Genomic DNA, 19,585 nt, shown 5'->3' with positions numbered 1-19,585 from the left:
AAATATGGTACTAAGTTATCACAGTATATTATTGGGTTATTGATTAACTTGCGCGGTTAAATAATAAGCCCTGCAACGTTTCCCTATCATACGAGTAATTATTCCTGCCTACAATGAACAAGATTCGATAGGTCATGTGATAAAAGATATTCCAAAAATTGTGACAGAAGTTGTCGTTTGTAGTAACAACTCAAGCGATGATACCGTCCTAGTTGCTAGAAATGCTGGTGCTACTGTGGTTGAGGAGCCAAATCCTGGCTACGGAAATGCATGTTTAAAAGCAATGGACTACATCGCGCAATTAAATGAGCGCACAGATATTATAGTTTTTTTAGATGGTGACTATAGTGATTATCCAGAACAATTAATTGAGCTAGTGAATCCTATAATAAACGACGATATTGATGTAGTAATTGGAGCTAGGGTTTCACATTTACGTGAAAAGGGAAGTATGACACTACCTCAAATATTTGGAAATTGGCTGGCAACTACCCTTATGAAATGGATGTTTGCAAGTAAATTTACAGACCTTGGCCCGTTTAGAGCTATTAAATATGATAAGCTATTAGCCTTGAATATGCAGGATAAAACTTACGGTTGGACTGTAGAATTACAGCTTAAGGCTCTAAAGAATAAATATACCTATTGTGAGATTCCTATGAAGTACCGCAATAGAATAGGAGTGTCAAAGGTGTCAGGTACTGTTAAAGGTGCTATCTTTGCAGGCGTTAAAATTTTAACGTGGATTTTTAAATACGGTATTAGGAAATGATTTTTGAGTGGATATGTATTGTGATTTATTCTATAGCATTAATATTAATTATGCTTTATGCTTTTGCGCAACTCAATCTACTGGTTAACTACTTAAAAGCCCGTAAAAATCAAACAGATAACGATCCCGTTTTTGATATGACAAACACTGCCGAGGTTCCATTTGTAACCATACAGTTACCAGTTTTTAACGAAGCTTACGTTATGGAGCGATTGCTAGATAATATTGCTTTAATGGATTATCCTAGACATAAGTTAGAGATTCAAGTATTAGATGATTCTACGGATGAGACAGTTAAAACCACTGCAGCACATGTTGATAAACTAGCTGCAACTGGATTAGATATTAAACACATCACTAGAACAAATCGTGTTGGATTTAAAGCAGGAGCTCTCAAAGAAGGTTTAGAAATCGCAAAAGGTGAATTCATAGCGATTTTCGACGCAGACTTCTTGCCAGAGTCTGATTGGCTTAAAAAAACCGTTATCTATTTTAAAAATCCTGAAATAGGAGTAGTTCAAACTCGTTGGGGTCATTTGAATAGAGATTTTTCCATTTTAACTCAAGTTCAAGCATTTGCTCTCGATGCTCATTTTACTCTAGAGCAGGTTGGAAGGAATAGTAAAGGACATTTTATCAATTTTAATGGTACCGCAGGAATATGGCGTAAACAAACCATTATCGAGGCAGGAAATTGGGAAGGAGATACCCTAACCGAAGATCTAGATCTAAGTTATCGAGCGCAGCTCAAAGGATGGAAATTTAAATATTTAGAGGATGTAACTACACCAGCAGAGTTACCTATTGTCTTAAGTGCTGCTCGATCACAGCAATTCAGATGGAATAAAGGCGGTGCCGAAAACTTTAGGAAAATGGCAAAACGAGTGGTGACCAACAAGTCACTATCTTTTAAGTCTAAAGTCCATGGTATATTACATCTATTGAATAGTACTATGTTTTTAAATGTACTTATAGTAGGTGTTTTAAGCGTTCCCATGTTATTTATTAAAAATACTTACGCTCACCTAGCGCCTTACTTTTATGCAATGAGCTTTTTTGTACTCAGCTCAATTATCTTTTTTATATGTTATTGGTTCATGTATAAAAACACCTATGGTGGTGGTTTTAAAAACTTCATTTCGTACATTGGAATGTTTTTCACCTTTTTCTCGATTGCTATGGGATTCTCATTACATAATTCTATAGCTGTTATTGAAGGTCATATAGGTAAACGCAGCGAATTTGTGCGCACTCCAAAGTTTAATCTAGCAGCCGTAGGAAAAAATTGGAAATCCAATAAATATCTACGAAAAAACTTAAGTAAAAATCTAATTATTGAGTTTTTATTGATTCTCTATTTTGCGTTTGGAATTGTTGCAGCTTTTTATGTAGGTGATCAAGGTGGAGACTTTGGATTACTTCCTTTCCATTTGATGTTAATGATTGGGTTTGGATTCGTTTTTATTCGCAGTTTAACAGATAAACAATAATGAAACGCCGTATTAAAAACGGTCTAGGTCTTACTACCATTATATGTTGCGTACTATACGCTTTTTTCTTTACGCTTTCGCGAAAGCAATTCTATCAACTAACAGTTACATATATATTACTATTTATTGGTTTAGCCTGTTTTTGGTGGTTGTTTAAGGAGTTTAATAGATCTTACTCTCAACTAGTTGATCAAGATAAAACGCTCTTTCAAAAGCATAGAACTACTATCCTGATAGGAACCGTAGGAGTTCTATTAAGATTAATGATTTGGGAAGTGACTCCCAATCTCTCTCAAGATTTTTTTAGATTTATATGGGATGGTCATATGTTGCTTAATGGATATAATCCCTATTTATATATTCCAGATGAGATCATAGGAGAGGCATCGTCCTTTATCCCCAATGCCCAGGTATTAAGAGCTTACATGGGAGATTTAAGCGCTAGTCATTATACCAACTATCCGCCGCTTAATCAGTTTTTCTTTGCAGTTGCGGCTGCGTTAGGCGGTAAAAGTATAACGGCTACGGTTATTTTTATGAGATTGTTCATTATTCTAGCCGATGTAGGAACACTTGTAATCATGGTTAAATTATTAAAACAACTGGGTAAACCTGATTACTATAGTCTGTTGTATTTCTTAAACCCTTTTGTCCTCGTGGAGTTGACAGGTAATTTACACTGGGAAGGTGTGATGGGCTTTTTTATGCTACTAGCGTTTTACTTATTATTAAAACTAAAAAAATGGTGGAGCGCCTTATTCATGGGATATGGAATATTATTAAAACTCATGCCTTTGTTGATATTACCTATATTACTTAATCGAATTAAGTTCAGTAAAATAATCCCTTATTATTTATTCATTTTAATTGTAGTAGGAATAGGATTTTTACCATTCTTGTCCATTGAGCTTTTTGATAAATACAGTAACAGTGTAGGTTTGTGGTTTGGTAAATTTGAATTTAATGCCTCTGTTTATTATCTAGTTCGTGAAGTAGGTTATGGTCTTGTAGGTTACAATACAATAGGAACGATAGGGAAGATTCTACCTTTTTGTACTCTAATAAGTGTGTTACTTATTACATACTTTAGAGATAACCGCACACCAGTTGGTTTATTCACAAGTGTAATGTTCGCCTTTTGTTTGCATTTGCTCTTTTCAACCACCGTACATCCTTGGTATCTAGTAATACCCTTATTATTTAGTGTTTTTACCAAATATAGGTTCATGGTCGTCTGGTCTGCTTTCATATTTCTAAGCTATTATGCCTATTCAAATTCCAATTATCAAGAGAATTTGGGGTTGATTGCTTTTGAATATGTGGTTGTAATAGGTTATTTCATTTACGAGTTATTTTATTTCTACCGAAATCGGGAAAACACAACAAATGTGAATAAAAATGTATCTTTATACCGTTAAACCATCCATCAAATGAAAAAAATCATTATTGTTCTTTTGATTATAGTAGTCGGTTTTCTAGCCTATGATTTCTATAAAGATTGGCGCCGATTGCATCCTGATAATGCAAATTATGAGGCAAGTGAAAAGATTGATATTACTTATCATGATGATAGCGTTTTATTTTCCTATTATGAAGCTATTGAAGATTTAAACTCTTATGTTCAATATGAATGGAGTGTGAATGATGTGGATGTAATTAACCCATCAGATGACGATATAGAAACGCAACGCGCGATTAAAAAATATGCATCAAAACGAGCTTTAGTAAAATATCTGGAAAATAAACTTGAAAATAGTGCTCATTTAAAATCTGAGGGATGGACCAACGATCAAATCCAACAGAAGGAACTAGGAATTACACAGCAACCTCAACCATCAAAAGTATTGCCGTTATATAAGGATATGCTAGTTGCTTTTCCCAAAAATGAATTGAAAACTGGTAGTCGAGGAGTACTTGTCTATGAGGTTCAAAAACTTCTCAACAAGGCACTGAAAGATAGTATTGTAGTTGACGGTGTTTATAGCACTATGACTACACAAGCTGTAAGTAAATTCGAGTCAGCACATAGCTTATTTCCTGACGGACAGCTCGATGCGCTGACTCTCGAAAAACTTGTTGAGGTTACGACAACATCTGTAAATTAATCACTTCTTGTTGAGTAAGCTTTCTATAGTGGCCTCTAGGTAGGTCTTTTTTGGTTAAACCGTGAATCATAACAACATCCATAGAGGATACTGAGTAATCTAAACTCTCAAAGATCTCTTTTACGATACTTTCCTTATTTATGGAAAGTTCTATACCAATTTCATTACTGCGACCGTTTTCAATGTAATTGATATCATTAACATGAATTTCTTGTCCATCGATAATAAGTCCTTCACGAATTTTTAGAAGGTCAGCATGTTTCAAACTGCGTTCTAACGTGACTTGATATAATCTCTTTAGTTTTAGGTTAGGATTATTAAGTTTATTGGCCATTTTAATATCTGTAGTAAATATCATTAGTCCTAATCCAGTTCTATTAAGTTTACCTACATGATGTAGGTGGTATCCACTTGCATTGCGCATTAAATCATCAACTGTTTTAGAAGCCTTGTCTCCTTTGTTAGCCGTAATAAATCCTTTTGGTTTATTTAGTAGGTAATACTCATTCCTTCTAGGAGTGATAGATTGGCCATCAAATTTCACTTGATCGTCTGGCTGCACTCGATAACCCATTTCTGTAACAGGTTTGTCATTAACAAAAACACTACCAGCTGCAATAAACACATCGGCTTCTCTACGACTACAAATTCCAGAATTGGCTATGTATTTGTTTAAACGAATACCTTTTGTATCGTCGCTAGTTGAAGAACTTTCGTTTTTCTTGCGTTTTATGTATTGTTTCTTAGTAACAGGTTTTCCTGTTCTAGATGTGCCTATAATTTGATTTTTACCACCGCGAGTGTTGCGTGTAGATTTGCTTTTAGAATTACTATTAGCTGGTCCCTTACGTCCTCCTTTTCCCTTATTCATCTATGCTATTTTTTTGCAAAGATAATATTTTGAAAGACCTGTGCTTGAGAGAGATGAATTTATTTAAATTTTATGGTCGACTGCCTATCTCTGTTCACATGTAATTGAGTGACGTCTGGTCTAGAGTAATGTCCAACTGCATCAAAATTTTGACGTTCTTCATAAACACGGTGAAGGTCTAGAGTAGCCGTTATTAACTCTTCATTCCCAACTTGTGGTTCAATAATCCATTCCCCATCTGGTCCTGCGATACAACTACCACCGTTGGTTAGTACTTCAGGAGCATTTGTTAGAATTTCATCTAGATGAGGAGTGTTTTCTGGAAAATCAGATTTAAACATTGTACTCGCAACACTTAAAACAAAGGTGCGTCCTTCTCTTGCGATGAATCTGGTAATGTCTTTAGTATTGTGGTCACTACCAGGCCAGCAAGCTACGTGCAAATTAGTGCCTTGCGCGTACATCGCAGCTCTAGGAAGTGGCATCCAGTTTTCCCAACAGTTTAAACCACTTACGGTAAAATCTTTCAATGGGTGAGTTACTAATCCATTACCATCACCTGGTGCCCATGTCAACCTCTCGTCATAGGTAGGTTGCAATTTACGGTGCACGCTTTGTATTAAACCTTCTTGATTGATGTAAACAAAGCTTGCATATAAACTATGGCCGCCACGATCTTCCGGTCTTTCAATTATTCCTAAATAAATTGCCATTTTATTCGCTTTCGCGAAAGCGCATACCTCATCTAGCTCTCCTTTTTCTATACAAATTGCGTTTAAACTGTAGTGTCTATGCAGTTCTTTGACAATCTTTTTATTCCAAGCAGCCCCATCGGTAAGTGCTAGCCAAAATGGATATCCTGGTAATAAGCCTTCTCCAAAAGCTACTAGTTCTACTTGCTGATTTTTTGCTTGCTCCAGCGTATTCAATATTTTTTTTAACGTAGCTTTTTTATCAAGCCATACAGGGCTTATTTGCGCTAGTCCTACTTTTATTTTAGAATTATTCATTATATGAAGTCCTTTAATCTATTTATTATGGCTGGTAGGTCAATTAATAATATGGAAAATACGCCTACGCCAATTATAACTTTGAGAATAAAATGGATTAATAAATATTCCCGTTTTCTTTTTGAAGACCATAATAAGGGTAAACATACCAGTAGAGCTCCAGCAACCATCGCAAAATAATACTTCATGTCACCTACATTGTAGGTGGTTATAAGAATGGATGCTGGGATAATTGCTATGAATGTAAGAAAGGTATAAAAGGTTTTACTCGCTTTAATTCCTAAAACAACAGGAATAGTGTGATAGTTTTGAGCTAGATCACCACGTAAATTTTCTAGGTCCTTAATAAGTTCACGCATTCCCAAAATCAAAAACAAAAAGGACCCATGAATAAGAATCACTGGTAAGAAATTACGATAATACATGAATAGAACAAAAAAGGACTTATGGATAGCAATGCCGCCATCAAATTACCTAGAAATAAAATTCTTTTGAGTTTATGTGAGTACAACCACATGGCAAAAATGTAGAATGCAAAAAATGTTCCAGCACGCCACGAGACGATCGAGCCTAACAAAAAGGCAATGGCATTAAGGGTAAAATACACAGACCATAACGTTGATCGACTTACCTGATTTTCTAATAAGGTTTTTTGAGGTCTATTGATTAAATCCTTTTCACGGTCGTAAAAGTTATTTATAATGTAGCCACTGGCAATGGCACTAGCACTAGCTAAAATAAGGAGCCACAATTTATAGTCTAGCAAAAGACTTTTTACTGGCAATTCTGGAGCGATGATAAAAACACTAGCCAGTAATTGTGCCACCGCTATTAGCCCCACGTTGTACAACCTCACCGTACTGAAAAGGCTTAACGATTTAACCAATAACGTACGCAAACTTTGTTTGTTCCTAGATTGATATGATTGTTCCAGATTCACAGTTCGAATTTACAGACAAATTATCACAACTGTGTTAATACTTATTCAATTAGAGTTAATGGTCGTAGCTCATCCTGTGTGCATCTAGTTTTACAAATACAAAGAGTAATACGGTAAAGCCCCATAGACCACTTCCTCCATAGCTTACAAAGGGTAGTGGTATTCCTACAGTAGGTAATAGCCCTAGCACCATGCCTATATTTACAAAAAAATGAATAGTAAAAATACCAGCGACACCATAACCGTAAACTCGTGCAAATTGATTACGCTGTCTTTCGGCCATGATGACTAATCTGTAAATAAGAGCCATGAATAATAACACTACGGCACTTGCACCTACAAACCCTAATTCCTCGGCTATAGCGGTAAATACAAAATCTGTATGCTGCTCTGGGACGTAACCACCTTGTGTTTGCGATCCTTTAAGTAAACCGGTTCCTGTCCATCCACCATGTCCTATGGTAATAAGACTTTGGTTTAAGTTATAACCTATTCCTTTATTGTCTTCCACACGTCCTAGAATAATATCAATACGATTACGATGTCTATCGCTTAGTACGTTTTCAAATACAAACTGTGTGGAAAACGTATAACCAATTGCTAGAAATGCAGTAATTATATACAACCATTTACGTGGTGGAGCGAGTCGTTTTTTATGTTTACGCTTTCGCGAAAGCAAGTACATAACTACAACAACAACTAGTACACTTATCGAAATTACTATAGGTCCTATTGCAAGTGCACCTACAAAAAGTCCTACCGCTAGTAAGCCCAATGTGAGAAACCATAAAGACAATCCCTCACGATATAAAGTAAAGAAAAACGCGGAATATACTAATGCACTTCCAGGATCAGGTTGCGGGATTATGAGCAGTGGTGGCAATAGGATAATTCCTCCTACAATTAATAAATGCTTTTTGTTTTTTAGAGTTACATTGAGCTGGCTTAAATACTTGGCTACTGCTAGTGCCGTAGCAAATTTTGCAAATTCACTAGGTTGTAAACCAACACTTCCAAAGGAATACCAGGATCTGGCGCCGCTTATTTCTTTTCCAAATACGAAAAGACCTAACAAGGAAAGCATGGATACGACATAAATAACACCTGCAAAGCGTTCATAAAATTTAGGCTCTATAGCTAAAATAATAACGATAAGAAGTAGGGCTAGGGCAATCCAAATGAATTGTTTACCGTACTCAACATTCATATCCCAGATACTGGAATATGTTTCAACATTAACACTAGAGTAAATCGCTAGCCATCCTATAGTAATTAAACCTAGAAAAATGAAAATAGTGTAAAAATCGTATTTAGGTTTGTCTCCTATTCTCATTATTTAAGTAAGCCATTGTCTGGAGCATATATGTGTTTATTCTCCTCTGTAATTAAACCTCTATCTACCGCTTCATTAATAAGAAATTCTTCACCACTGTAGGGTTTTGCATACTCATATTCCAGACTATGAGTAAGTAAATATTGTTCTAAATCTGTCCTGGTAATTTCGCCTTTGATGTGTTTCTCAATCATCAAACTGGCAATTTTAGCAGCATATCTTGAACCCCAATATCCATTCTCTACAAAAACTGCAATCGCTATTTGTGGGTCGTCTTTTGGAGCAAATGCAATAAAAACAGAATGATCTGTAAGTTGTTTCGTTTTACCATCAATACGCATTTTGTTCTCAACCGTTCCAGTTTTTCCACAAATTTCTATACCTGGAATTTGTGAGTATTTTGCAGTTCCACTTTTATACACCTCGCTCATTCCTTCAATTACGGGTTCAAAATGTTCGGGACTTATAGTGGTATATCTTTTAGTTGTGTAGTTTTCCTCTGTGATAGGGTTTCCATTAATTTTTTTAATGATATGTGGTGTGTAAAAGTATCCTCTATTAGCAATTGCAGCTGTCATATTTGCAAGCTGAATAGGAGTAGCTTCAACTTCTCCTTGTCCAATTGCATTTGATATTGTGGTAGGAGCATACCACTTAAACTTATAGTTGTTGTTATAGAACTCGCCGTCTGGAATTCTACCGGCGCGACCTACTGGTAGGTCATAACCTAAATAATCTCCCAAACCAAAACTAGAAATATGCTTGTTCCAATTATTCATTCCGGCAGTTGGAGAACTTTCTTTTTCTATGATTCTTCTATATACTTGAGCAAAATAGGAGTTACAACTTTCTGCTATTCCTAACTCCATGCCCAGTGGACTGCGATGATAATGGCAACCTAAAGGTTTACGGCCACCGTAATCATACCCGTGATTACACCTTAACTTTTCGTTAGGTCTAATTACTCCTTCTTCTAGACCTACAAGTGCGTTTAAGACTTTGAAAGGTGATCCAGGTGCATATTGTGCCTGTAGAGCACGATTAAAATCAGGAAGTCTTATGGTGTCTCGTAAGATCGCATTTATATTTTTTGATCTATCTCTACCCATCAGAATACTTGGGTCGTAATTAGGGGCAGTTATTAAGCTAAGAATTTCACCTGTCTTTGGTTGTATAGCGACAATTCCACCTCGCTTATTCTTCATTAAAAGTTCACCATAAGCTTGAAGATCATTGTCTAGAGTTACAGTAAGATCACTACCTGCTACTGTTTCTATATCATATTTCCCATTTTCATACGATTCTAACTCTCGACCGTAGACATCACGGCGGTATATTTTTTTACCTTTAATTCCTCGCAATGTATCCTCATATTGAAGTTCGATCCCACTTTTACCTGCAAGGTCTCCTAGGTCATAATATGGGTCTTTTTTAATCTTTGAAGTGTTTACCTCTCTTATATAACCTAAAACACTTGCGCTATGATCTACAAGGTATTTTCTTAACGATCTACGTCTTACGAAAAATCCCTTATACTTTCTTAGTTGTTCTTGAACTGGAGCATATTCCTCTTGAGTAAGTTGTGGTATGATAACACTGGGCTTACGAGTAGACCAGCTTTTGGCCTTGTTTAATTGGTTGAGAAGTCTAGTGGTGTCAATCTTAAGTAATTTACATAGGGCTAAAGTGTCAAACTCTTTGACTTCTCTAGGTGTTACCATGATATCATAAGCTACTTGATTACCTACCATTAATTCTCCATCGCGATCATAAATAAAACCACGCTCTGGGTAATCATAAATTACCTTTTGAGCATTTTCAACTGCTTTTTGCTTATAACTGTCAGTAGAGATTTGTAAATAAAAAAGCCTAGCGATAAACACTATTCCAATTACGGTTACTAGAAATAAAAGAAGTAGTTTTTTCATCTTACAACCTTAGGTTTTACTAAATATATTACTAGCAAGGATATAAGTAGGCTTAAGCCACCTATAGCAAACGTATCTTTAACGGCCATGAGTATATGACTCATGTTAAAATATATAAGATTGAAAAATATAAAATGATGTATCAGTATTCCAAGAATCAGTAGTAGTAATAATCGATCAAAATTAGATTGAATTATTTTTAAATTTTTCATTTTATAACTTTCTCCATATATAATACGTAAAAGAAACGGCCTCAAAAAAGCTAAAACCAGGCAGGATGTGGCGTGTGCACCACCGGTATCTTGAAAAGTGTCTATTAATAATCCCAGAAGAAAAGCAGCAATTAAATAAAGTGCTCTATTATGTTCTACAGGGTATAGTAACAGGATGATGACATAGATAATAGGATTAATAAACCCTAAGAAGTACACATGATCCAATACAAAAACTTGTAAGAACAATATAAGCAGTATTGAAAAAGCGGTATATATACTTTTTTTAGTCATTTAGTCCGAGTGTGTCAATTTCCTTTAATTGAGGTAAAATTTTGTTTTTAACCACATATACATAACCTAAATCAGTTAGGTCATTAAAAAGTTGTACATCGATTTTATACTTGGCTCCATTATCGATAAGCTCAGCTTTTTTAATAGTGCCTATTTCTATATTAGGTGGGAATAAAGTGGATTGCTTACCTGTGATAATGGTATCGCCTTTTTTAACTTGTGCAAGTCTGGGAACATCTTCTAAGCTTAGGTAATAGGGATCCTGTCCATCCCATTTTAAAGACCCAATAACATTACTTCCCTTGATTTGTGCATTAATTGAAAGATCAGAGCTCAAAACAGATATTACTCTAGAATAATTGGAATTGGACCTATCAATTATACCGATGATACCTTTGTCTGTAATGACACCCATATCTGGTTCAATTCCATTTTTCTCACCTATGTCTAGAGTTAAATAATTATCCTTTTTGAGAAAACTATTTTTAATAACTTTTGCAGGTATTACTTTATAAGTAGATTGTGCAATAACTGTAGTTGTATCGATTCTTAAAGTATCTGCTTTCAGGCCTTCAAGTAACATTCTAAGTTTTGCATTTTCATTTGCAAGTTCTTGATTTACTTGTTTCAGATTAAAATAGTCTGCAACAGACTGTTTTGAACTTAAAGCTCCGCCAGTAAAGTTGCCGCTAGAATGAATAAATTGATACCTAGTATAGTCGTGTGACTGTACAGTTAAACTGATTGATATAACAAGTAAAAACAGGAACAGCAATAAATTTCTGTACTTGATCAGAAAGTTAATAATTTGCTGCATAGGTTATAATATGTCTATCCTGCTAGAACGGTTTTATATTTATCTAGATTTTTTAATGTAAGTCCTGTACCGCGTACCACTGCTCTTAGAGGATCTTCTGCAATGTATACAGGAAGATCGGTTTTTTGAGATAGGCGTTTATCCAGTCCTCTAAGCATCGATCCACCACCAGCAAGATAAATACCAGTATTATAGATATCGGCTGCTAGTTCTGGAGGAGTTTGAGATAAAGTTTCCATCACAGCATCTTCAACACGTAGGATTGACTTATCAAGCGCTTTGGCAATTTCACGATAAGAGATCTTAACTTCTTTTGGTCTACCCTTAATTAAGTCACGACCTTGTACACTCATTTCCTCTGGTGGAACTTCTAAATCCTCGGTAGCTGCACCTATTTGAATTTTTATCTTTTCTGCAGTGCGTTCACCTACATAAAGATTATGCTGTGTGCGCATGTAGTAAACGATATCGTTGGTGAAAACATCACCTGCGATTTTTACCGATCGATCACAAACAATTCCTCCTAGAGCAATAACCGCAATTTCAGTTGTTCCTCCACCTATATCAACGATCATGTTTCCTTTAGGTTGCATGATATCAACACCTATACCTATAGCTGCTGCCATTGGTTCGTGAATAAGGTAAACTTCCTTACCATTTACACGCTCGGCACTGTCTTTAACCGCACGCATCTCAACTTCGGTTATCCCAGATGGAATACAAATCACCATTCGTAACGATGGGGTAAAAAGTCGTTTCTTAAGTGCAGGAATTTCTTTGATAAACATCGAAATCATCTTTTCAGAGGCATCAAAGTCTGCAATTACACCATCTTTAAGCGGCCTAATGGTTTTGATATTTTCATGAGTTTTACCTTGCATCATGGCTGCTTCCTTACCTACGGCAATTATTTTACCCGTAGTTCTATTTCTAGCAACAATAGATGGACTGTCCACAACAACTTTACCATTGTGTACAATTAAAGTATTTGCCGTACCTAAATCAATGGCAATATCTTCAGAGAGAAAGTCAAAAAATCCCATATAAACCTCAGAGGAATAAGTTAATAAGCGTCACCTACAAATCTAATCAAATAATTAGTGTTTAAAGTGTCTAGTACCTGTAAATACCATTGCAATATTATTTTCATTGCAATAATCGATTGAAAGTTGGTCTTTTATGGATCCACCTGGCTGTATAACAGCTTTAATTCCAGCATTACCTGCGATTTCTACACAATCAGGAAATGGGAAAAATGCATCACTAGCCATAACAGCACCTTCAAGATCAAAATTAAAGCTACCGGCTTTGTGAATAGCTTGATTAAGAGCGTCTACTCGTGATGTTTGACCAGTACCACTTGCACATAACTGCTTTCCTTTTGCAAGAACAATTGTGTTTGATTTTGTGTGTTTACAAATCTTTGAAGCAAATAATAAATCTTCAATTTGCTCTTCGCTTGGGCTTATTGTAGTTGCAGTTTTTAGATCTGCTTTTTGATCTGTCTTAATATTTGGATCCTGTACTAGATAACCGTTTAAAGAAGCTCGTACCTCAAGTGTGTTGTGATCACGCTTTCGCGAAAGCGCACCATCTACAAGCTCTAGTAATATTCTATTTTTCTTGCCTTTAAGTATCTCCATAGCGTCCTCATCAAAAGAAGGAGCTATAACTACCTCACAAAAAAGCTGGTGTATTTCTTCGGCTGTTGCTTTGTCAATATTCGCATTTGCGATTAAAATACCACCAAATGCGCTCACAGGATCACCAGCAAGTGCATCAACATAAGCTTGATGGATAGTGTCGCGTTGTGCAACTCCACAAGCATTGTTGTGCTTAAAAATTGCAAATGTAGGAGCATCATGCTCAAATTCACTCATAAGATTCACAGCGGCATCAACGTCTAGTAAGTTGTTGTAGGATAGCTCTTTACCGTGGTGTTTAGTAAACATCTCGTTAAAGTTGCCATAGAACCAACCTCTTTGATGCGGGTTTTCTCCATATCTCAAAGGCATGACAGTAGGTTCACTTATCTTAAGAGCTTTATCTATAGAGTGGCCAGAAAAATAATTGTAAATAGCACTGTCGTAGTGTGAAGAGACATTGAAGCAATTCGTTGCAAAACGCTTGCGTTGTTCTAAGGTAGTAACCCCATTACCTTCTTCTAATACCTCTAACAGAGCTGTATAATCCTGAACGGTTCCTACGCATAAAGTGTCTTTATAATTTTTGGCACCTGCTCTAATTAAAGAAATTCCGCCTATATCAATTTTTTCTATAATATCTTGTTCACTTGCGCCACTTGCTACCGTTTTTTCAAAAGGATATAAATCTACCACTACAATGTCAATTTGTGGTATGTCAAATTCTTTAATTTGAGCAACGTCGTTTTCATTGTCACGGCGATTTAAAATCCCTCCAAAAACTTTAGGGTGTAAAGTTTTTACACGACCGCCTAAAATAGATGGGTATGAGGTAACATCTTCAACAGGAACTACAGGAATTCCTAGGTCTGTAATAAATTTTTCAGTACCACCGGTTGAATAAATAGTGATGCCTAATTCATTCATTTTTTGAACAATAGGTTCTAGTCCTTCCTTGCTGAATACGGAAATTAATGCGCTTTTTGCAGTGATATTACTCATGTTGTGTTGGGGTTATTTAAACAAGTTGCAAAAGTATAATAAGTTTAAATCTAATACGATAAAAATATTTGAGAAATTGGTGTGATTACAACATAAAATAGTATTAATTATATTCGCAAGGTTATTAAAGCTCAGGTATAATGAAATTATATAAATTATTATTAATCACATTTTTTGCAATTAGCGCTACCGCTCAGAATGATTCGCAATTAGAATTCATTATTTCAAATACTAACGTTAGTAAGTTACATTCATTAAAAAATGAAGTGGATTCGTATCAAGTTGAAAATAGAGATAAAGCATTTGCTATTGCACGTCAATTAAACATGCCTGTGATAATCACCAATGAAGACGGTTCTTTTGATGAATTAATGGGTGTTAGTGATAATGGGAGCTTACTTTATTACACTGTGCATAACGTTGATGCAGCTAGGAGTACAAGAACTAATACGCTACACAATGGAGGTCTTTTAAATTTAGATATAGAAGGTCAAGGTATGACTATGCACGTGTGGGATGGCGGGCCAGTAAGAATATCACACCGAGAATTTGGTCCAAGTAGAGCTAGTATTGGTGATAATGCAACACAATTAAATGGTAATAGTTTTCACGCGACTCATGTATCTGGAACTACGGTAGCGAGAGGAGTTGACCCTTTAGCAAAAGGAATGGCTCCTCAAGCAGAAGTTATTTCCTACGACTGGAGTTCTGATTACAGCGAGATGATAGGAGCTGCAGCAAATGGTGCTTTGATTTCAAATCATAGTTATGGTTTTAGAGCAGCTTCTTTGGATGATGAAATATTTGGAAAATATATCCAAAATTCACAAATAATAGACGAGATATGTTTTAATGCTCCTTATTATCTGCCTGTGATTTCAGCAGGTAATGACGGTAATGATGACTCTTCTAATTCAACACCATTATTTAATAATCCTCAATTTGATAAGTTATCCGGAAATTCAACTTCCAAAAACCCTTTGATTGTGGCAAATGCACAAGATGCAAATATTGGCAATGATGGTTCATTCATAAGTGGAGTTATTAATTCTGGTAGTAGTGAAGGGCCTACAGATGATTTAAGAGTTAAACCTGATATAACGGGAAATGGTACTGGTTTATATTCATCTTTTGATGGAAGTGATAATGATTATAATAGTATCTCTGGAACTTCCATGTCTGCACCGAATGTTGCTGGATCGATTTTGCTTCTTCAACAATTGTATTCAGAGTTGAATGGTGTCTTTATGCGTTCTGCAACAGCTAAAGGATTAGTGCTTCATACAGCTGAAGATATAGGATTACCTGGTCCAGACGCTGTGACTGGTTGGGGTTATATGAACACCATGGATGCTGCAAATACTATTTTAAATGATAAGTTGTCCTCTAGAATTGTAGAAAGAACTATCAATAATGGAGAAACTCACACCTTTACAGTTAAGTCGAATAGTCTATCTACTTTGAAAGCGTCTTTATCGTGGACTGATCCTGCGGGCACTATAAATTCCGGTGGGATTAATGATAATACACCTGCATTAATGAATGATTTAGATATTCGGATCTCTCAATCTGGTAATAATTTTTTCCCATGGAAATTAACAGGAGTAAATTCTAATGGTGTTGGTGATAATTTAGTAGACAATTTCGAAAGAATTGACGTTGATAATCCTTCAGGGACATATACCATTAGTATTACTCACAAAGGTACACTTGTTAATCCGCAGCAATACACGTTAATAGTAACAGGAGAACAAAATGATTTTGCCGTAAGGGCTCAAAATCGTTTAATTGAAGTATGTAATAATGATTCACCTGTTATAAATTTAGAATTCTTAACCGATCAAAATTTTAGTGGAAATGTGAATCTTTCAGTTAATAATCTACCACAAGGAGCTAATGCGGTTTTTTCATCCAATTCCTTCAGTTCTTCGGGTTCAGGTACGCTTACAATTACAAATTTAAATAATGTTGTGACTGGATTTTACAATTTGGACATCATTGCTGATGATGGTTTTCAAACAGTTGAAACAGAAATTACACTTAGAGTTCTGAGTTCTAATTTTAATCCGATAACAGGATTGACTGTTTCTGGAAATCCACAGTCTACACCTATACCAGTTAGAATAATCTGGGATGAAAATATAAATGCACAATCATATGACGTTGAGATTTCCCCAAGTAATAGTTTTTCTCGACCATTTATTCAATCAACGTCTTTAAATAACTCGTACGTAGAAATTTCGAATCAGCTTGTGCCATCAAATAGTTATTACGTACGCGTTAAGCCTATAAATCAATGTGGCGAAGGTACTTGGACAGTTTTTCAATTTACAACATTTGATTGCACGGATTATGATGATTCTATAACAACACCAATAAGCATTCCTGATAATGATAACGTAGGTATAGAAAACTCTATCAATATTAATGATCCTGCCAATCCGATTATTGATAAGCTTACAGTATCAATTAATTCAAATCACGAATACGCAGGCGATTTGGTTTTTACTCTAATTACACCTGCTGGCAACGAAATTCAATTAAATACAACAGACTCATGTGATTCAGAAAATATTGACGTTACGTTTGATGACGGTGGTTCAGATTTGATTTGTAACCTAACTTCACCTGCCTATCGTGGTCTAGTACGTCCTGTTGAACCTTTGTCTTCTGTTACTGGATTAAATATTAATGGTAATTGGACTCTGAAAGTTCAAGATTTAGGACCTCAAGACTTAGGAGTGTTGAACAGTTGGAAGCTAACTTTTTGTACGGCGGTTCCACTATCAAATACTGACACCAGTATAGTTGATTTTGAACTATATCCAAATCCAGCTCAAACTATCGTTTACTTGCGATCAGAAGATTTCAATCTAGAGGAAGCAAATATCAATATTTATGATATTCATGGAAAAGTAATTAAAAAATCGCCTAGAATCCTCAATAACAAAGATATTGCTATTGATGTAGCTGACTTGTCACCTGGGTTTTACCTGTTATCTATCTCAAAAAATGGTTTCTTTAAAACACATAAACTCATTATTAAATAGTATTTTATTAGGTAACCATTTGTTTTACTTTTTCTAGGTCTAATCCGCCGTAATTTCCACTACTCATTAGAAGTAAAACGGACTGATCTAGATTTTTTTCAAGAAGCCATGTGCTGAAGGTAATAGGCTCGGTCATGATGATTAAATCATCTCGGTCAAAAGCCTCGAAAATTTGCTCCTTTGTAATAGGTGCTAATTGCTTTATGGCAACAGCCTCTGGACTGAAGAATACTACTGCCTCATCAGCAGCATCAAGAGCTCCTGCGTATTCTTTCAGGAATTCTGGATTTAAGCTGGAGTAGGTGTGTAGTTCAAGACAAGCAATGAGCTTGCGCTCGATATACTGGACGTGTACGGCTTCAGTGGTGGCTTTAACTTTACTTGGAGAGTGAGCAAAATCTTTAAAAATTACTTTACCATTAGATTCTGCGATTTTTTCTAAACGTTTAGAAGCTCCTTTAAAACTTGCTATTGCTTCATAAAAGTCATCTTCATCGATACCCATATGTTGACAAACCCATTTTGCCCCAGCAAGGTTATTTAAGTTATGCTTACCAAATATCTCTATAGGCATATCACCTTCAGGTGTTTCTAGATAGGTAATACCGTCTATTATTTGATGTTCTGGAAGGTGGTACGAGTGCTTGCGTGTAGGTTTTTTTGCAGCCTCACTAATTCTCTTTACCTCGTCATCCTCTTCATTATAAACAAGTATACTTCCATCTTTCATTAAATCAAGAAACATCTCAAATTGACTCACATAATTTTCATAAGTAGGAAAAACATTAATGTGATCCCAAGCAATACCTGACAATAAAGCAATGTTAGGTTGGTATAAGTGAAATTTAGGACGTCGATCGATAGGACTTGATAGATACTCATCACCTTCAAGAATCATAAATTCATTATCATCCGTAAGGTGCACCATAGTATCAAATCCTTCTAATTGAGCTCCTACCATGTAATCTACTTCTTTGTCGTGATAATGCATCACATGAAGAACCATTGAGGTTATCGTCGTTTTACCATGAGAACCTGCAATTACAACTCGTGTTTTATTTTTTGATTGTTCATATAGATATTCTGGATAGCTATAAATGGTAAGACCTAATTCTTGAGCTCTTTTTAATTCAGGATTGTCTTCTTTAGCATGCATGCCAACAATTACTGCATCTAGTTCGGTGGTAATTGCTTGTGAGTTCCAACCATATTCCTTTGGTAAAAGTCCATATTTTTCTAATCTGGATTTACTAGGTTCAAATATCACATCGTCGCTACCTGTAACTTGATAACCCTTATGATGTAATGCTAGTGCTAGGTTGTGCATGGCGCTACCGCCTATTGCTATAAAGTGTACTTTCATAAATTAGTTGAGCTTTTGGTTCAATTGACTTAGGGCGGTTTGTAGTTGTGCCGATTTTGTTTTGTCTAGACCAGTCTTGTATATTTTTAATGCTTTCAATGGTAATTCTTGTTTCTCATACAATTGCCCTAGCAGCAAGTATGTAGTAGGAGAGCCTCCAACCTCAATGGCCTTCTTGTAAGATTCTTCTGCCTTTGAGTAATCTTCCTCATAAGTGTAAATAAAACCAAATGCTAAATGACCATCAACCGGTGATATTTTGAGTAATTCATCAGCATAAAACTTTGCTTTTTTAATACTACCACCTACTATACCTGGTAGTTCACAGTACATTTGAGATAAAGCGTGCCTAGACTCAATATGCTTTTTATCTAAAATAGCAGCTTGATGCAAATGAAACTTTACATCGTCCAAATACTTAATCGCTTTAAATTTTGAAATTCCTTTGATGTAAAAAGCCATCGCTCCACCATATTTAAAATGGTAGTTAGCATTTTTAGGATCACGCTCAACCAGTATCTCAAAATAAGACATAGCTTTCTTATATTTCTTTTGATGCCCAGCGATGTCGCCCAAACGCTCGATAGCGATAAGTTGAGTGCTGTCCTTATCATAGATGTTCTGGTACTTTACTAACGCTTCTTGGTAATTTTTGTTCTTATACAAGGCTTCGGCATCTAGTAAATCAGTTTGTGCCTGAATAGTATAAGCTACTAAGAAAAAATTAATAATAATACTCGTTGCATAACATCAAA

16 protein-coding genes are annotated in these 19,585 nt (G+C 35.6%); 5 read left to right on the top strand and 11 right to left on the bottom strand.

The annotated features are described in order from the left end of the window. Positions 1 to 70: 70 nt before the first annotated feature. Genes BST91_RS09900 through BST91_RS09885 form a run of 4 tightly spaced genes read left to right on the top strand, consistent with a single transcriptional unit; the run spans position 71 to position 4,367 of the window. Entirely contained in the window at positions 71 to 772 is a 702-nt protein-coding gene (locus BST91_RS09900) for a glycosyltransferase family 2 protein (RefSeq protein ID WP_085775290.1), read from the top strand. After that, a complete protein-coding gene (locus BST91_RS09895; protein ID WP_085775289.1) occupies positions 769 to 2,262 on the top strand; it encodes a cellulose synthase family protein in 1,494 nt (497 codons plus the stop codon). The genes BST91_RS09900 and BST91_RS09895 overlap by 4 nt, the downstream gene beginning before the upstream one ends. Beyond that, positions 2,262 to 3,680 (top strand): glycosyltransferase 87 family protein, encoded by a 1,419-nt coding sequence (locus tag BST91_RS09890; protein WP_157546947.1) that lies wholly within the window; start codon positions 2,262 to 2,264, stop codon positions 3,678 to 3,680. The genes BST91_RS09895 and BST91_RS09890 overlap by 1 nt, the downstream gene beginning before the upstream one ends. Positions 3,681 to 3,692: 12 nt before the next feature. Further along, positions 3,693 to 4,367, top strand: coding sequence for a peptidoglycan-binding domain-containing protein (locus BST91_RS09885; RefSeq protein ID WP_085775288.1), 675 nt, complete (start codon positions 3,693 to 3,695; stop codon positions 4,365 to 4,367). Here the strand turns inward: BST91_RS09885 and BST91_RS09880 are convergent. The 9 genes from BST91_RS09880 to purH form a co-directional block, all read right to left on the bottom strand. Next, a complete protein-coding gene (locus BST91_RS09880; protein ID WP_085775287.1) occupies positions 4,345 to 5,238 on the bottom strand; it encodes a pseudouridine synthase in 894 nt (297 codons plus the stop codon). The genes BST91_RS09885 and BST91_RS09880 overlap by 23 nt on opposite strands. 59 nt (positions 5,239 to 5,297) lie before the next feature. Further along, complete coding sequence (locus tag BST91_RS09875) at positions 5,298 to 6,248, bottom strand: carbon-nitrogen hydrolase family protein (RefSeq protein ID WP_085775286.1); 951 nt, start codon at positions 6,246 to 6,248, stop codon at positions 5,298 to 5,300. After that, entirely contained in the window at positions 6,248 to 6,607 is a 360-nt protein-coding gene (locus BST91_RS13555; RefSeq protein ID WP_394335639.1) for a UbiA prenyltransferase family protein, read from the bottom strand. Before BST91_RS13555 ends, BST91_RS09875 begins: the two co-directional genes overlap by 1 nt. A 38-nt stretch (positions 6,608 to 6,645) precedes the next feature. Beyond that, positions 6,646 to 7,188, bottom strand: coding sequence for a UbiA family prenyltransferase (locus BST91_RS13550; RefSeq protein WP_394335638.1), 543 nt, complete (start codon positions 7,186 to 7,188; stop codon positions 6,646 to 6,648). Between the two features lie 55 nt (positions 7,189 to 7,243). After that, positions 7,244 to 8,521 (bottom strand): rod shape-determining protein RodA, encoded by a 1,278-nt coding sequence (rodA, locus tag BST91_RS09865; protein WP_085775285.1) that lies wholly within the window; start codon positions 8,519 to 8,521, stop codon positions 7,244 to 7,246. Then, positions 8,521 to 10,449, bottom strand: a complete 1,929-nt coding sequence (gene mrdA, locus BST91_RS09860; RefSeq protein WP_060523779.1) for a penicillin-binding protein 2 — start codon at positions 10,447 to 10,449, stop codon at positions 8,521 to 8,523. Before mrdA ends, rodA begins: the two co-directional genes overlap by 1 nt. A gap of 498 nt (positions 10,450 to 10,947) precedes the next feature. Continuing rightward, a complete protein-coding gene (gene mreC / locus BST91_RS09850) occupies positions 10,948 to 11,772 on the bottom strand; it encodes a rod shape-determining protein MreC (protein ID WP_085775284.1) in 825 nt (274 codons plus the stop codon). Between the two features lie 14 nt (positions 11,773 to 11,786). Then, positions 11,787 to 12,815 (bottom strand): rod shape-determining protein, encoded by a 1,029-nt coding sequence (locus BST91_RS09845; RefSeq protein WP_042279614.1) that lies wholly within the window; start codon positions 12,813 to 12,815, stop codon positions 11,787 to 11,789. A 54-nt stretch (positions 12,816 to 12,869) separates the two neighbouring features. Further along, complete coding sequence (purH, locus tag BST91_RS09840; protein WP_085775283.1) at positions 12,870 to 14,417, bottom strand: bifunctional phosphoribosylaminoimidazolecarboxamide formyltransferase/IMP cyclohydrolase; 1,548 nt, start codon at positions 14,415 to 14,417, stop codon at positions 12,870 to 12,872. 140 nt (positions 14,418 to 14,557) lie between these two features. Here purH and BST91_RS09835 point away from each other — a divergent pair, with 140 nt between their 5' ends. Beyond that, positions 14,558 to 17,467, top strand: a complete 2,910-nt coding sequence (locus tag BST91_RS09835; protein ID WP_085775282.1) for a S8 family serine peptidase — start codon at positions 14,558 to 14,560, stop codon at positions 17,465 to 17,467. Between the two features lie 7 nt (positions 17,468 to 17,474). On the opposite strand, the gene BST91_RS09830 is transcribed toward BST91_RS09835, so the two are convergent. Both BST91_RS09830 and BST91_RS09825 read right to left on the bottom strand, forming a co-directional pair. Then, positions 17,475 to 18,830, bottom strand: coding sequence for a UDP-N-acetylmuramate--L-alanine ligase (locus tag BST91_RS09830; RefSeq protein WP_085775281.1), 1,356 nt, complete (start codon positions 18,828 to 18,830; stop codon positions 17,475 to 17,477). 3 nt (positions 18,831 to 18,833) lie between these two features. Beyond that, on the bottom strand, positions 18,834 to 19,496 hold the full coding sequence (locus BST91_RS09825) for a tetratricopeptide repeat protein (RefSeq protein ID WP_157546945.1): 663 nt from the start codon (positions 19,494 to 19,496) through the stop codon (positions 18,834 to 18,836). Positions 19,497 to 19,585: the final 89 nt, after the last annotated feature.

It is taken from the genome of Nonlabens tegetincola (genome assembly GCF_002117085.1).
GTDB classification, from domain to species: Bacteria; Bacteroidota; Bacteroidia; order Flavobacteriales; family Flavobacteriaceae; genus Nonlabens; species Nonlabens tegetincola.
This window is presented reverse-complemented; position numbering and strand designations above follow the sequence as displayed.